Annotated in this window: 15 protein-coding genes; 8 read left to right on the top strand and 7 right to left on the bottom strand. The window is 45.3% G+C overall.

Annotation, left to right across the window (positions count from 1 at the left end; translation table 11 throughout):
• Window positions 1–261 precede the first annotated feature (261 nt).
• Window positions 262–723, top strand: coding sequence for a hypothetical protein (locus OCU49_RS05260; RefSeq protein ID WP_261843934.1), 462 nt, complete (start codon window positions 262–264; stop codon window positions 721–723).
• A gap of 68 nt (window positions 724–791) precedes the next feature.
• Here the strand turns inward: OCU49_RS05260 and OCU49_RS05255 are convergent, their stop codons facing one another.
• A complete protein-coding gene (locus OCU49_RS05255) occupies window positions 792–1,142 on the bottom strand; it encodes a DUF4870 domain-containing protein (RefSeq protein ID WP_261843933.1) in 351 nt (116 codons plus the stop codon).
• A 221-nt stretch (window positions 1,143–1,363) separates the two neighbouring features.
• On the bottom strand, window positions 1,364–2,284 hold the full coding sequence (locus OCU49_RS05250) for a LysR substrate-binding domain-containing protein (protein WP_261843932.1): 921 nt from the start codon (window positions 2,282–2,284) through the stop codon (window positions 1,364–1,366).
• Window positions 2,285–2,620: 336 nt separating this feature from the next.
• On the opposite strand from OCU49_RS05250, the gene dapF reads away from it, so the two are divergent.
• The 5 genes from dapF (at window position 2,621) to OCU49_RS05225 (ending at window position 6,622) form a co-directional block, all read left to right on the top strand.
• Window positions 2,621–3,457 carry a diaminopimelate epimerase gene (gene dapF, locus OCU49_RS05245; RefSeq protein WP_261843931.1) on the top strand — a complete coding sequence of 279 codons (837 nt, stop codon included), beginning with the start codon at window positions 2,621–2,623 and terminating at the stop codon, window positions 3,455–3,457.
• A 17-nt stretch (window positions 3,458–3,474) separates the two neighbouring features.
• Window positions 3,475–4,233 (top strand): amino acid ABC transporter ATP-binding protein, encoded by a 759-nt coding sequence (locus tag OCU49_RS05240; protein ID WP_272885323.1) that lies wholly within the window; start codon window positions 3,475–3,477, stop codon window positions 4,231–4,233.
• Between the two features lie 82 nt (window positions 4,234–4,315).
• Window positions 4,316–5,113, top strand: coding sequence for a substrate-binding periplasmic protein (locus OCU49_RS05235; protein WP_261843930.1), 798 nt, complete (start codon window positions 4,316–4,318; stop codon window positions 5,111–5,113).
• A 132-nt stretch (window positions 5,114–5,245) separates the two neighbouring features.
• Window positions 5,246–5,932 (top strand): amino acid ABC transporter permease, encoded by a 687-nt coding sequence (locus OCU49_RS05230; RefSeq protein WP_261843929.1) that lies wholly within the window; start codon window positions 5,246–5,248, stop codon window positions 5,930–5,932.
• 12 nt (window positions 5,933–5,944) lie between these two features.
• The gene (locus OCU49_RS05225; RefSeq protein ID WP_261843928.1) at window positions 5,945–6,622 is read left to right on the top strand and encodes an amino acid ABC transporter permease; all 678 of its coding nucleotides are present in this window, start codon (window positions 5,945–5,947) and stop codon (window positions 6,620–6,622) included.
• A gap of 144 nt (window positions 6,623–6,766) precedes the next feature.
• Here OCU49_RS05225 and OCU49_RS05220 read toward each other — a convergent pair whose 3' ends face one another.
• On the bottom strand, window positions 6,767–7,084 hold the full coding sequence (locus tag OCU49_RS05220; RefSeq protein ID WP_261843927.1) for a helix-turn-helix domain-containing protein: 318 nt from the start codon (window positions 7,082–7,084) through the stop codon (window positions 6,767–6,769).
• Window positions 7,085–7,212: 128 nt separating this feature from the next.
• A complete protein-coding gene (locus OCU49_RS05215) occupies window positions 7,213–7,593 on the bottom strand; it encodes a VOC family protein (protein ID WP_261843926.1) in 381 nt (126 codons plus the stop codon).
• A gap of 289 nt (window positions 7,594–7,882) precedes the next feature.
• Here OCU49_RS05215 and OCU49_RS05210 point away from each other — a divergent pair, with 289 nt between their 5' ends.
• Window positions 7,883–8,863, top strand: coding sequence for an NAD(P)H-binding protein (locus OCU49_RS05210; protein WP_261843925.1), 981 nt, complete (start codon window positions 7,883–7,885; stop codon window positions 8,861–8,863).
• A 204-nt stretch (window positions 8,864–9,067) separates the two neighbouring features.
• Here OCU49_RS05210 and OCU49_RS05205 read toward each other — a convergent pair whose 3' ends face one another.
• Entirely contained in the window at window positions 9,068–10,273 is a 1,206-nt protein-coding gene (locus tag OCU49_RS05205; RefSeq protein ID WP_261843924.1) for a BCCT family transporter, read from the bottom strand.
• A gap of 430 nt (window positions 10,274–10,703) precedes the next feature.
• Between OCU49_RS05205 and OCU49_RS05200 the strand changes: the two genes are divergently transcribed.
• Entirely contained in the window at window positions 10,704–10,994 is a 291-nt protein-coding gene (locus OCU49_RS05200; RefSeq protein WP_261843923.1) for a hypothetical protein, read from the top strand.
• Window positions 10,995–11,022: 28 nt separating this feature from the next.
• On the opposite strand, the gene OCU49_RS05195 is transcribed toward OCU49_RS05200, so the two are convergent.
• Complete coding sequence (locus OCU49_RS05195) at window positions 11,023–11,661, bottom strand: LysE family translocator (protein ID WP_261843922.1); 639 nt, start codon at window positions 11,659–11,661, stop codon at window positions 11,023–11,025.
• Between the two features lie 146 nt (window positions 11,662–11,807).
• Entirely contained in the window at window positions 11,808–12,665 is an 858-nt protein-coding gene (locus OCU49_RS05190) for a LysR family transcriptional regulator (RefSeq protein ID WP_261843921.1), read from the bottom strand.
• Window positions 12,666–12,738: the final 73 nt, after the last annotated feature.

Raw genomic sequence — 12,738 nt, 5'->3', positions numbered from 1 at the left:
GAATTATCATTGAACTACTACAAAAATACTACAATCCCCAACGGCCATAAAAAAATCTACAGGATAAGTACCCTTGTTCGATTCATTTAGAACACATCTATATACTCTTTAGCCTGGGCCAATACGTAAACTCACTCTTACAGCCACAATAAATACCTTTCAGCTAAGCAGTGTTAATCACCCGATAAGAATTAATGAATCGTACTACTGCCGCTAAACAAGTAGTCTTCTACATTATTTAACCTCTACGAGTACCCTTCTGTGTCTACCGATATCAACCTGATTACCCCACAAATCGAAAACTACTTTGATCACATCGAAACGCAGATTTTCAGCGGCGATATGTTCGCCAAGTGGCGCGGTTCTTTCGAAGTAAAGAAGGTCTATATCAAGAAAGAAAACGCGGATATCAAATGCGATCTGGATGTCCGCTTACAGCACTGGCCTGAAGGCGTTGTCGTAAAGGTATATAAGCATAAAGCTCTGGCGGCTTTGCCAAGTGTTAATGATGCAACCGTTGCCTGTGAATATCTGAAGACTGAAGAAGCTACTGCGGTTAAGTTCTGGAAAGAGACGTTCTATTTCTCTCACCGTACCGACCTAGACGATGCCCGTTACGTACTGCGTGAAGGCAACGACATGACTGAAGATGATGCAGGCACCTGCCTGACTATGTTGAAAGGTTTTATTGAAGACATTGAAGCGATCGTTGCTGCTGCTTAATCAGCCCGACTGCTAGATAAAAAAGCCTTACGTTTATCGAAACTTAAGGCTTTTTTATATCTGACGATTTACTTAATCAGACGGATCGCAAAAGGCACTCTGAAGGCTTTGCCTTTTGAAGCAGCCACCGCACCCATAATACAAAAGATCAGGTGGCATAGACCGATCACGGGAATCAGAAACACTCCGATGACGATAAAGCTGAGCAAAAATGCGACGAAGTAGCCGATCATCGCCGTAATAGACCAGTTTAAAGATTCCTTCGACTGATCCTGCACATAGGCATCATCTGTCTTGATCAAATACAGAATTAATCCTGGAATGAAGCCTAAAAAGAAAGTGCCAATCCATGACAATAGCGCCATATTTTTACCATCCTGAGAAACTTCGTTTACATCCTGCACTGCGCCATTCTCCATTTTATAGCCTCTTAAATACTTATTTAAAAACAGACTTATTAACAGACATTCTTTTTTAAATACATAGTCATTATATATCTATCCATCGTTAATCTACGACTCAAGAAAGACATCAACGCCGTCTTGCAGTATATAGCGATTTCTTTACAAAAATAATCAAAATCAGTAAAGGCATAACTAGCATTCAACAGGCACTTTAAAGCTAACTTGGCGCTTTTCTATTAAAGTAAATCATTAGCCCGCAGTTGATCCTGAAACACTTCCAGATAAGCTTTCACCTGACAAAGAAACAGCTCTGTTAGTTCACTGGATAAGGAATGCTGCAATTTTTTAGCTTCTATCCGGTAAGGAATCGCTGGCGAGAAACGCCTCACTTCTACGCCCTGCCCGTGATAAGCCATAGCAGTCAAAGGATTGATCAGTGAAACCCCCAAGCCTGCCTGCACCATTGCACAAACACCAACCGCAGTGATAGTTTCGATTTGTGAACGCGGGGTAATACCTTTCTCAGTCAGTACTTTATCGAGTTTTTCCCGATATATATCTTCAAAATTGAAGTTTATAAAATCAACACCATTGAAATCTTCCGGATATATTTCCTGACGTTCACACAGTGGATGACCGCTGGGCAGAACTACAACTAAGTTCCCCACATCCAAAATATCCACGCTGCCATCTCCCAGCATATGTGATGTCTCTACTAAAACTATGTTGTAGCGTTTAGTAAAAAATTCCTGCTGTAATGTCTGTTCTTCGGCACTGTGTACTGAGATCCGCACATTAGGCATTGCTTCTATCATATAACGCGATACAACGGGAATCAGCGCATGAGCATAAGCGGGTAAACAGGCAACTCTGATATGTTCCAGTCCATGGTTTTTAATGCCCTCTGCTGCACGAACAATATGCTTAAAACCTACATAAGAATTTTCAACAACTTCACCAAGCTCCAGCGCCTCTTCCGTAGGCAGCAAGCGACCTTTATCCCGCTTGAATAACTTAAACCGAAGCTGATCCTCCAGGGCCTTCAGTTCCCTGCTAATCGTGGGCTGTGAAGTATTCAGAGCCTTTGCAGTCGCCGTCGCAGAGCCACTGATAAGTAACCAGCGAAAAATTTCAATCTGACGAGGTGTAATCTGCATTGATGCTTTCTCCGAAATAATCAGTAACTATCTGAAGTATCCCATATCAAAAATGAATAGACTTCTTAAATAATGATATTTCACAGCAGTTTTTTTTCATGATAATTTTCCATCACTATCTGTTAACGTCAGAAACCATTGATATTTAGCCATTATCGTTACTTATTTTTCTTAATCGCGCATAACCAACTAAAAAGCATACATATCACATTTGTATGGAAAAACAGAAAAGTCACTTAGGCACGCACTAGCTTACTTAAAAGTGCTTTCTCGTGCAGACCGCTAATAGCAGATCGTCACTTAATAATAAGAAACATCTAAGCAGGAGCCATTTATATGTCTGGGCGCCCTTTCGTAAAAATGCAGGGTCTGGAAAATCACTTTGTGATTGTTGACGCCCGTACTACACCTTTTGATCCTGATGCCAACGAAATCACTCGAATCTGTGATGTACGGATCGGCATAGGTGCCGAGCAATTACTGATCCTCAACCCTCCGAGTCAATCCGGCAAAGCTGCCGGGGCTGATGCTTTTCTGCGCATTTTGAATATCGACGGTAAAGAAGTTTCTACCTGTGGCAACGCCAGTCGCTGTGCCGCCCGCTTACTCATGGAACAAAACAACAGCCACGAAGTATTAATTGAAACAGGCGCAGGGATTCTTACCTGTCAGTTAGAAGACTCTGGCCTGATCAGCGTTGATATGGGACTAATTACCACTGACTGGCAGCATATTCCTCTGACAGATGCTTGCGATACTCTGTCTTTACCCGTCGAAAACGGCCCTCTCAACCATGGTATCGCCCTGAATATTGGTAACCCTCATGCGGTTTTCTTTGTCGAAGACTTTGACAGTGTCGATATCGAGACTTATGCACCGGCAATTCAGGACAACCCTTTATTTCCAGAGCAGGTAAATGTAGGTGTCGCTCAAATTACAGGGCCCGATTCAATACGGATGCATGTATTTGAGCGCCCCGGCATTCTGACCCGGGCTTGCGGTAGCGGTGCCTGTGTTGCAGTTGAAGCTGCCAGGCTTACCGGCCGGCTTACTGCATCCAGAGTACGGGTTGAAGTGCCTGCAGGTACTATAGAAGTTTACATCCGAGAAGATCACAGCGCGCTGATGGCCGGCCCTGCTGAATACTGCTTTAGCGGCCATCTGCTGGCCTGATTATGAAGGAAGGATTAATGAGTCAATCAGTACCTATTATCAATATCGACCAGGTTTCCCGACGCTTTAAAGTCAGCGGTAGCAATCAAAGCATCCTCGCCCTTGATGATGTTACGAATCACATCGACCGTGGTGAAGTAGTTGTCATCGTTGGCCCCAGTGGCTCAGGAAAAAGTACCTTATTACGTACCCTTAACGGTTTAGAAAGTATTGATACAGGCCATATCATCATTGATGGTATCGACCTCACAGCTAAAAACACCAACATGGATAAACTGCGTACTGAAGTAGGCATGGTTTTCCAGCACTTTAACCTTTTTCAGCATAAAACCTGTCTGGAAAATATCGTCCTGCCGCAAACAGTTGTGCTTAATCGTGATCCGGAAGAGGCACGTGAAATCGCCCGTGAGTTGTTAAACAAGGTTGGTATTCCTGACCGGGAGAACAACTACCCTCGCCAGCTTTCCGGCGGTCAGCAGCAGCGGGTTGCCATCGCCCGGGCTCTGGCGATGAAACCTAAAGTAATGTTATTTGACGAAGCAACTTCTGCACTGGATCCGGAAACAGTTAAAGGCGTACTGGAACTGATGAAACAGTTAGCCGCCGATGGCATGACAATGGCTGTCGTCACCCACGAGATGGGCTTTGCCCGTGAAGTTGCTGATCGGGTCATATTCATGGATGGCGGCCGGATCATAGAAGAAAACACACCGGTAGAGTTTTTCGATAATCCTGAGAGTGACCGGGCAAAGAAATTTCTGGAACAAATTCTTTAACAAAAGAAACCCGCAGATGGTTCGGTTTTTTAGCTAATAACCGCAGATCTGTATCTAAACCGAGAATAAAAAGGATATAAAAATGCTCAGTATCAAACGTTTATTTTTAGTCGTTTTTGCCTGGTTTGCAGCCGCAACAATGAGCACTGTTGCTTTTGCAGAAACCACAATGGAACGAATTGTTAAGTCCGGCGAAATGCGTATTGCCGTACAAACTCAGGGACCACCGGTCAGCTTCATTAACAAGAACGGTGAACGTACAGGTTTAGCACTTGATATGGCTCAGAAGTTTGCCGATGACATGGGTGTAGAGCTGATTGTTCAGGATTATGACTGGAAAGGTCTGATTCCTGCACTGAGTTCAGGCAAGGTAGATTTCATTGCTGCTGACATGACACCAACTGCTAAACGTCATATGCAGGTACTGTTTACAGATCCGGCATTCTATTCAGAGAACGTCGCCTATGCCCTGAAAGAAAAAGGCATTACTGACTGGAAAACACTAAACAGCGGTGATTACACTTTAGGTGTTACTCAGGCATCAAGCTATTCCACTCTGGCTAAAGAATTACTGCCAGATGCAAAATTGAAAGAATATGCCGGTGGTAATCCACAAGCGATTCAGGCAGTACTGAATGGCCGTGTTGATGCTGGTATTTCTGACCGTGCAAACTTAGCAACATCTCTGAAGCAATTCCCAGAGCTGGGTATTATCGGTTTCATCCGTAAAGAGCCATTAGGCTTTGCAGTTCGTCCTGATTCTATGCACCTGTTGCTGGCCCTGAATAACTTCCTGAACTTGATGGAACACGACGGCAGCAAAGAAAAGATGCTTGATTACTGGTGGAACAGCACCGATTGGGAAGCTGATCACAAGTAATATTTAGGCCTGCTAAGCAGCATTGCTTTGCAAAAAATCGGGCGCGCAAGTTGCGCCTGTTTTTCTTTTATTGCGGATTTTTGATCCCGTTCCAACATCCTGTTTTCAGGAATCTGCTATCAAGGACCCATTATGTCTTGGCTGTATGATTTAATTAATGTGCGTCTGATTGCTGAGTATTCAGGTGTTTTCCTGGATGGCATTATCGCAACTGTCTGGATATCGCTAATCTGCCTGATTCTTTCACTGTTCTTTGGTGTCTTTGTCGCATTAATGCGCATGTCTGAGAAAGGTATTATCTGGCGTACTGCTGCAGCGTATATTCAATTCATACGGTCTACCCCATTATTAATTCAGATTTATCTGATTTACTACGGCCTGCCAAACCTGATCGGTAATTTCTTCGACGAAACACAAACAGGGATCATTGCCCTAACGATACATACAACACCTTACATGGCAGAAATACTCCGTACCGGCATTATGTCAGTTCCACGCACCCAAACAGAAGGCGCGATGGCTGTAGGTATGAACCGCTTTCAGACCATGTATCACGTGATTCTTCCGCAGGCGATTGCCAAAGTTATATCGCCTCTTCTGGGTCAGACAGTCGTCTTATTGAAAGACACTTCATTACTAAGCATCATCGCAGTGTTTGAACTGATGGGCGCAGGTCTTTTGATGTTCTCCGACACAGTCGTCGCCACCGAGAGTTACCTCACAACTGCCGTATGCTATCTGGCTATTTATATGATGCTGTTAATTATATCCGGCATTGTTGAACGTAAACTTGGCGGCACATCCGCACAATTGGCATAAGGAGACCTGAAGATGGAATGGTTAATTACCAAATGGCAGGTACTACAGAGTGTCATGCCATTTTTACTCGACGGCTTACTCATTACCTTTGAAATATCTATTATTGCCATTGTACTGGGTAGCGTCCTCGGCGCCGTACTGGGTGTTCTAAAAACACTGAAGTCCCGGTTACTGTCCTGGACTATTAATATATACCTGCACTTGTTCCGTGGTACGCCGTATCTGGTGCAACTGTATATGGTGTACTTCGTATTGCCTTCGTTAAACATCAGTTGGCTGCAATTTGAAAGCTATACCGCGGCAATTGTTTCGTTGACGTTATATACCGCTAGTTATGTCACAGCGATTGTAAGTTCAGCGATTCACGCAGTTCCTCACGGCCAGGAAGAAGCCGCCCGCTCTTGCGGTATGAGCAAAGCTCAGGCCCTGTATCATATTATTGTGCCTCAGGCGCTGAAACTGACTGTGCCACCAATGGCCAGCGTTTATGTGATCGTGATTAAGAGTACTGCGGTACTGTCAGTGATTGGACTGTCTGAACTAACACGCCAGGGGGAAACGACGATCTTACGCCTGCCTGGGGATACCATGTTCATTTACATGGCGATAGCTGCAATGTATTTCCTCTACTGCTATCCGGTATTACGCTTTGCACGCTGGGCTGAAACAAAGCTTGAAACTGATAACTAATCTCCAATAGCTATCACACCGACAATTAAGCCTGGCAAATGCCAGGTTTTTAGTCGCTAAATATGCATCTGCAAATATCTTCACATTAAACTTTAACAAGCTTGTTTATTCACTCGCATAAGCTTAAATCACTATAAATAGAGATCATTCCAAATCCGCAATATGCGCCAGGGTATCCGGGTGATTCTTAATCAAGCGCAATAAGGTTACTGCCTGATCATTTGGCTTGGCCAGATCATGCTCCCAGGACTCTAGCGTTGTGACACTGGTGTGTAATAAAGCGGCAAATTCTAACTGCGAAAGTTGCAGCGCCTGACGAAGACATAAAATGTCTTCTGCGGTGATATCAGGTTCACTGTTATCGCTGGCTTCAGTTGCCTGAAGCACCTCTTTCCCCTGAATGAACTGGCAGGCTTCACTTAACGCACTGCTTAACTCATCTAATAAACTCTGGCTACTCATGGAGTCCTTCCTGGATAACCGGCCTCAGCTGATTGCTGAAGCGTCTTACCCTTACTGTAGACCAGTAAGCCGATATGGCACGTTCAAACCGGACATTCCATTACCCGGTATGGGATAATTTTGCAGCATTATATACTTTGACCAATTCGCCAGAGCACACCACTGGGATCCGTCACCACAAAATCCAGCATCCCCCAGGGTTGTTCTGCCAGCTCTGAGACCTCCACGGCATACTTCTCTGTTATGCCACTGGCGCTAACCTGACGGTGCCATGCCGCGGCATCTTCCACCAGCAGATGCATCATAAAGTTTTCACTGTGTACCGGCTCATAAAAGTCCTGTAGCAGGAAACTGCAGTTGCCATAATAGAAGTAAGCAATACCCCCTACATCTGAAGCCTGAGTAAAGCCAAGATCAGAATAAAACTGTTTCGACTTCGCAAATTTTTTTGCCGGCACAAACGCTTTAATCTCTGTAGTTTTGAGGTTTTCCAATGATTCATGACTCATGAAGGCTCCTGTTAAAATCTAAATTCATGCAAATGATAATAACTATCAATTTCATACAATTCAAAACCAACCGAAACTGAAGTTTATTAAGCCCGGCACGTAGTTTTTTATGCCCCTCTGCGACAGGCCCTACGACAGCAATCAATCTGGCCCTACACCAAAGACCAACCCAGACCGATCATGGTGTCATAGGGTACATGCACATATCCGGCTCAGGGCAGATTAGCTGCCTGAATATGAGCCCATACCGCACACACAAATTTCACACTTACACCCGGAGATACTCCCCATGACCAAACCTGTTGTTCTGGTTACTTCAGCCACTGGCCGTATTGGTAAAGAACTGGTTGCCCGCCTGTCTCAGGCAGGTGAATTCACAGTTCGTGCCTGTTTTCACAGCGAATCTAAAGTTGCTGATCTGAAAGCAGTTGGTGCTGATGAAACCGTATTCTTTGACCTGAATGACTCAGCTACCTGGGATGCTGCTCTGGAAGGCGTCAGCGCTATTTACTCTGCATCTCTGGACCCAATGCTGGAAGGTCACCTTAACTTCTGCGAAGAGCTTGGCAAGCGTACCGACAGCATCAAGCACGTTGTACGTGTCAGCTGCATGGGCGCTGATACAAATACAGCTTCTTATGAAGCTGATCAGCACTCTTCACGTGAAGGCGCATCTATTCCACTGATGCTGCAACACTACTGGTGGGGTGAAAAAGCCCTGATTGATGCAGGTCTGAACGTAACCGTACTGCGTAACAACTTCTTCATGAACCACTTGCTGAAAACTGACTGCGATAACATTGCACAGGAAGGCTGGTTCACTAACCCTCTGGGTAAAGCCCGTAACTCTTTTGTTGCGACCCGTGACATTGCTGAAGCAGCTGCTGTTGTTCTGAGCGAAGGTCCTGCGCGTCACAGTAATAAGTTCTACGACATCACTGGTCCTCAGCCACAGACAATGGCAGAAATCGCTGCTGACCTGGGTCGCGCCATGGATAAAGACATCGAGTACCGTGCTCAGTCTATGGAAAGCTTTGAAAGCGATTTCGGTGCAACCCGTGCTGAATTCTTCGAGTATCTGGTAAACGGTTTCTACTGCCGCTGCAGCCCGGACTTCTACAACCTTACAGGCCACAAGCCAACGTCTTACTACGATTACCTGACAACCAAAGGTGCTTGTGGTGAAACAGGTCTGGAAGAACTTTGGCAAGGTAACCTGTGGAAGAAAGGCGAAGACGCAATGAAAGAAGCAGCTGCTGTTAAGAGCTAACATTTAAGAGCTAACATTCAAGAGCCAGGTAAGTACTATTATCCGCCTCTTAATACCTCAAACGCCTTGCTCTGCAGGGCGTTTTTGTTTGTGCTAAATAGCTCGACTATCCAGATAGTAAAACAGTTCATAAGATGTAAGAAAGACGAAAAAAAACCGCTATTCCTAAGAACAGCGGTTTTCTGTGTTGATGTAAAATCTTGCTTAATGCACGCTTTCGATCTTATCGAAGTTCAGTTCCCGACCTTCCGGTGAGCTCTGAATCGCTGCAACTTCCTTACGTTTTTTCAGCAAAATGTAAGCGAAGCAGCTGAAGTACAGGCCAATAACCAGTGCGCCTACCCACTGAATTTCCAGGAAGTTCAGTTTGAACAGCATAGTCAGCACACACAGAGCAACCAGGTTACCGATGATGTACTTAGCTTTACCAATCCGTGACGCGGTCAGATTCAGGTTATCGGTATACAGGCGGATCAAAGAATCCAGTGAGTTAATTACGAAAGTAATACCCACAACCACCATTGAGATACCAACAAAGCCAGCGCTGTCTAAACCATTTTCATGATAGAAGTAGAGAACAGCGAACCAGATTCCCAGCGGAATCGACGGAAAGATCAGCAACGCTGCCAGTACCTGCCAGGTACGCAAGCCACCAACAAACCGCGAGGTAAACTGTCCAATCATGATGCTCCATGCAAACCACCAGAACAGGTAGAAGGCGTGGTAATCATTCAGCGGCAGCACAAACTTGTGAATATTCACAAAATAGTTACCGATCAGATTAGCTGCATCCAGCATTTCGTTTGGCCCCATTGCAGCCAGAACCCACATTACTGCTATCAAACCCAGGAACAACCAGGTAGATGCAAGGCTCAGGATGCGCACATACTTAATATCTGTACTGGAGAACACTGCAGCCATTATCACTGCAAACACAATGACATAGAAGGTAGTTACAATGCTGCCTTCTTCACTGAGCTGCGGTAAATACCAGGGCAGGTTCGTCAGTAACAGATAAGCTGTAAACGCACAGGTACCGATGATGACGACGTTATTGATCCACTTAACCACCGGGATTTCAAAGAAGCCAACCCGTGGCTCAATAACACAGAAATAAAAACTGGTTAGAAAGTAAAATCCCCAGATCAGAAATCCCCAGTAAGCAAACTCAATTGCCAGCGGATTACTAAAAGCATATTCAGGGCTGGTAGCAGTGTCGGCATATCCTGCAAACTCGGTCAGCGGGAACATGATAAGCCCAACATCCAGACCAGACGTAAACAGAATGGCGATGAAGGTAAAAGTTTTTACCGGCGTCACCCCAACGCACTTCAAGTTACCCCAGCGATAGAGACAAAACACGATTGCGAGCAGGGTAAAAATTATCCCTGCACTCAGTAAAGTGTTCATAAACACTCCTTGCGGTTGTTGTTATTTTTTTGCAGAAACAGCATCCGATTTGCACAATCATTGCGCAGATATAAAATCTATTTTCTTCCATAAAACGAGATAAATAACTGAATTAACTGCATTTTTTAATTTAAATAACCATTTAATTAAATGATCATTTAACAAAAATCTCATGTGCCTAGAAAAAAGTCAACCGGCGCAGGCTGGACGGACCTTTCAGGTCGTTTTCGGTCAGCTCAGAAAAACAGCAGATACTCCCATAGCCAAGCCAACCAAAGGGCTAAAACTCAGCAGCAGGAGAACAGGAAAAAGTATCGTAATTGTGGCAGAATCCGGCTTCACATATGCGCACCGGCCAAACCTTCATTAAGGGCTTCAGTACGGGCAACAGAGATCGCTGCGATCGTCACCGAATAAACATGGAGCTACGATGTTTAAAATGAAAAAAACCACTAAGGTTAGCTGGCTAATTCTGGTGGTCGGGCTGATCCCGCTGATCATTATGAATGAACTGCTATTGTCCCGTGACGTGGATTCAACTCTGCGAATCGCCTTTGCAGCCTTCTATTATGTCTCGCTTAAAGGTGTTTCATTCATCATCATTCGTAAGATGGATATTAAAGAAGACACTGTCACCGAACAGGTTGCTGAACAAGCTGTTGCTGAGAAAACTGTTACTGAAAAGGAAGTAGCCAAAAAAGATCAGCCCAACGCTGACTGATCCTTCTACCCAATACTGCTGTACAAAGCTAACTGCGCTGTAAGGTTGCAGTAATCAACCCGGCACTGACCAACGCAGTGCCGCCGATCCGGTTCAACCGCTTTCGAGCCTGATAACTCTGGATATGCTGGCGCACCGTGCCGGCAAAGTATGTATAAGCACTGATATTTATCCCCACCAGACAAAGCAGCGTTACCATCAGAATAAGCCATTGTGGAAATACCGCTGTGTGGGGATCAATAAACTGCGGCAAGAACGCCACAAAGAAGATAATGTCTTTCGGATTCAGGGCTGTCACCAGAAACGCTGAGCGGAACATATTCCTACCTTGCTCCCGCCCAACAGCTTGTGTGCTGCTAAAATCAGCATCGGCAAACTGCTGAGGAACTTGCCGCCAGGTTTTGATTCCCAGATAAATCAGATACAGCACACCAAACCACTTCAGAACCAGAAAAAGGCTCGCGGACGCGGCCAGAATAGCGCCAAGTCCAATGACTGATAACGTCATTGCCGTAAAATCACCAGCCAGTACACCCGCCACCAGAGGTATTACCGACTTTTTACCGTGGGCAATCGCCTGACCTATCACCAGAATAACGGTCGGTCCCGGAATGATACAAAACACCACCGTAGCCATCACAAAGGCTAACCAAATTTCCAAACTCATAAGCATTCTCCTGCCTCAGCATGACTCTTTAGTAACATCACTGTCAGTTATGTCAGGCTAAGAATTTGAACGCTGAGTCTCAGGCCGACACAAAACAATAGCAGTGATTATCAGGAATGCCAGAAACTGATCCAGAAAACTGAAACTTACATTACTTTAGGTAACTGATGGCGTAGCGTCTCAATAAAATCAGCTAAAAATGGCGAGCCGTGGCCCATCTGATAAATGCGAATATCCGCTTGCCCGAGGGCAGGTAAACGCCAATCGTTTGGAGCTTCCACCAGAGAATCAGGAATAATACCTTCAGCCATCACCGACAAGCCCATGCCTGCACTCACCGCCGCCTGGACGCTAATAGAGCCCTGTGCCGAAAAAGTCACCCGATGGGCCCTGCCTAATGCATTCAGTGTTTTAAAAACATGCTCCCGAAAGATACATCCTTCCGGATGCAACGCCAGTGGTAACGGTTGCTCAGGCTGATACTCAAATCCTGGAGCACATACCCACTTCAGTTCACGGGAAGCAATCGCCTCCCCTCCCTGATAATCAGGCATGGCATTAATCAAGGCTATATCCAGCTCGCCTTCACACAGCATCTGCACCAGATCACGACACAGGTGCATGCTCAGTTCTATCTTATCCACATATTCTTCGTGAGTAGCCAGAAAGTTATGAAAGAATCCCGCTGTCATATCCTCCGGTATACCCAGCCGGATCATCTCGCTACTGCCGTTATTTTGCGCCACCTGAATCATCGCATCATGACCCGCCAGTACCTTCACAGCTTCAGGCAATAACATCGCGCCGTCGGCGGTTAGTTTCAGCGTGTGATAATTACGGTGAAATAATTCGCAGCCCAGCTGTTCTTCCAGTTTTTTAATCCGCAGCGACAAAGCCGACTGCGAACAGTGCAAACCATTAGCAGCCGCCGAAAAAGACCCCAGATTTTCCGCCAAAACAAAACTGCGCAAAGCAGAAATGTCCATATTGATAACACTGGCCACAAGAATTCCTCATAGCAACTATATAAATTACTCAATTTACGGGTAGGTGGACGCTCTGTAAAGTTTTCTTCAT

The sequence above is a fragment of the Aliamphritea ceti genome, assembly GCF_024347215.1.
Lineage (GTDB): Bacteria > Pseudomonadota > Gammaproteobacteria > Pseudomonadales > Balneatricaceae > Amphritea > Amphritea ceti.
This window is presented reverse-complemented; position numbering and strand designations above follow the sequence as displayed.

Excerpts from the sequence above, each read along its gene's own strand:
- dapF (WP_261843931.1), top strand. The coding sequence starts at position 2,621 with ATGTCTGGGCGCCCTTTCGTAAAAATGCAGGGTCTGGAAAATCACTTT.
- OCU49_RS05220 (WP_261843927.1), bottom strand. The coding sequence starts at position 7,084 with ATGAGTAGCCAGAGTTTATTAGATGAGTTAAGCAGTGCGTTAAGTGAA.
- OCU49_RS05230 (WP_261843929.1), top strand. The coding sequence starts at position 5,246 with ATGTCTTGGCTGTATGATTTAATTAATGTGCGTCTGATTGCTGAGTAT.
- OCU49_RS05195 (WP_261843922.1), bottom strand. The coding sequence starts at position 11,661 with ATGAGTTTGGAAATTTGGTTAGCCTTTGTGATGGCTACGGTGGTGTTT.
- OCU49_RS05255 (WP_261843933.1), bottom strand. The coding sequence starts at position 1,142 with ATGGAGAATGGCGCAGTGCAGGATGTAAACGAAGTTTCTCAGGATGGT.
- OCU49_RS05215 (WP_261843926.1), bottom strand. The coding sequence starts at position 7,593 with ATGAGTCATGAATCATTGGAAAACCTCAAAACTACAGAGATTAAAGCG.
- OCU49_RS05200 (WP_261843923.1), top strand. The coding sequence starts at position 10,704 with ATGTTTAAAATGAAAAAAACCACTAAGGTTAGCTGGCTAATTCTGGTG.
- OCU49_RS05235 (WP_261843930.1), top strand. The coding sequence starts at position 4,316 with ATGCTCAGTATCAAACGTTTATTTTTAGTCGTTTTTGCCTGGTTTGCA.
- OCU49_RS05225 (WP_261843928.1), top strand. The coding sequence starts at position 5,945 with ATGGAATGGTTAATTACCAAATGGCAGGTACTACAGAGTGTCATGCCA.
- OCU49_RS05210 (WP_261843925.1), top strand. The coding sequence starts at position 7,883 with ATGACCAAACCTGTTGTTCTGGTTACTTCAGCCACTGGCCGTATTGGT.
- OCU49_RS05240 (WP_272885323.1), top strand. The coding sequence starts at position 3,475 with ATGAGTCAATCAGTACCTATTATCAATATCGACCAGGTTTCCCGACGC.
- OCU49_RS05205 (WP_261843924.1), bottom strand. The coding sequence starts at position 10,273 with ATGAACACTTTACTGAGTGCAGGGATAATTTTTACCCTGCTCGCAATC.
- OCU49_RS05250 (WP_261843932.1), bottom strand. The coding sequence starts at position 2,284 with ATGCAGATTACACCTCGTCAGATTGAAATTTTTCGCTGGTTACTTATC.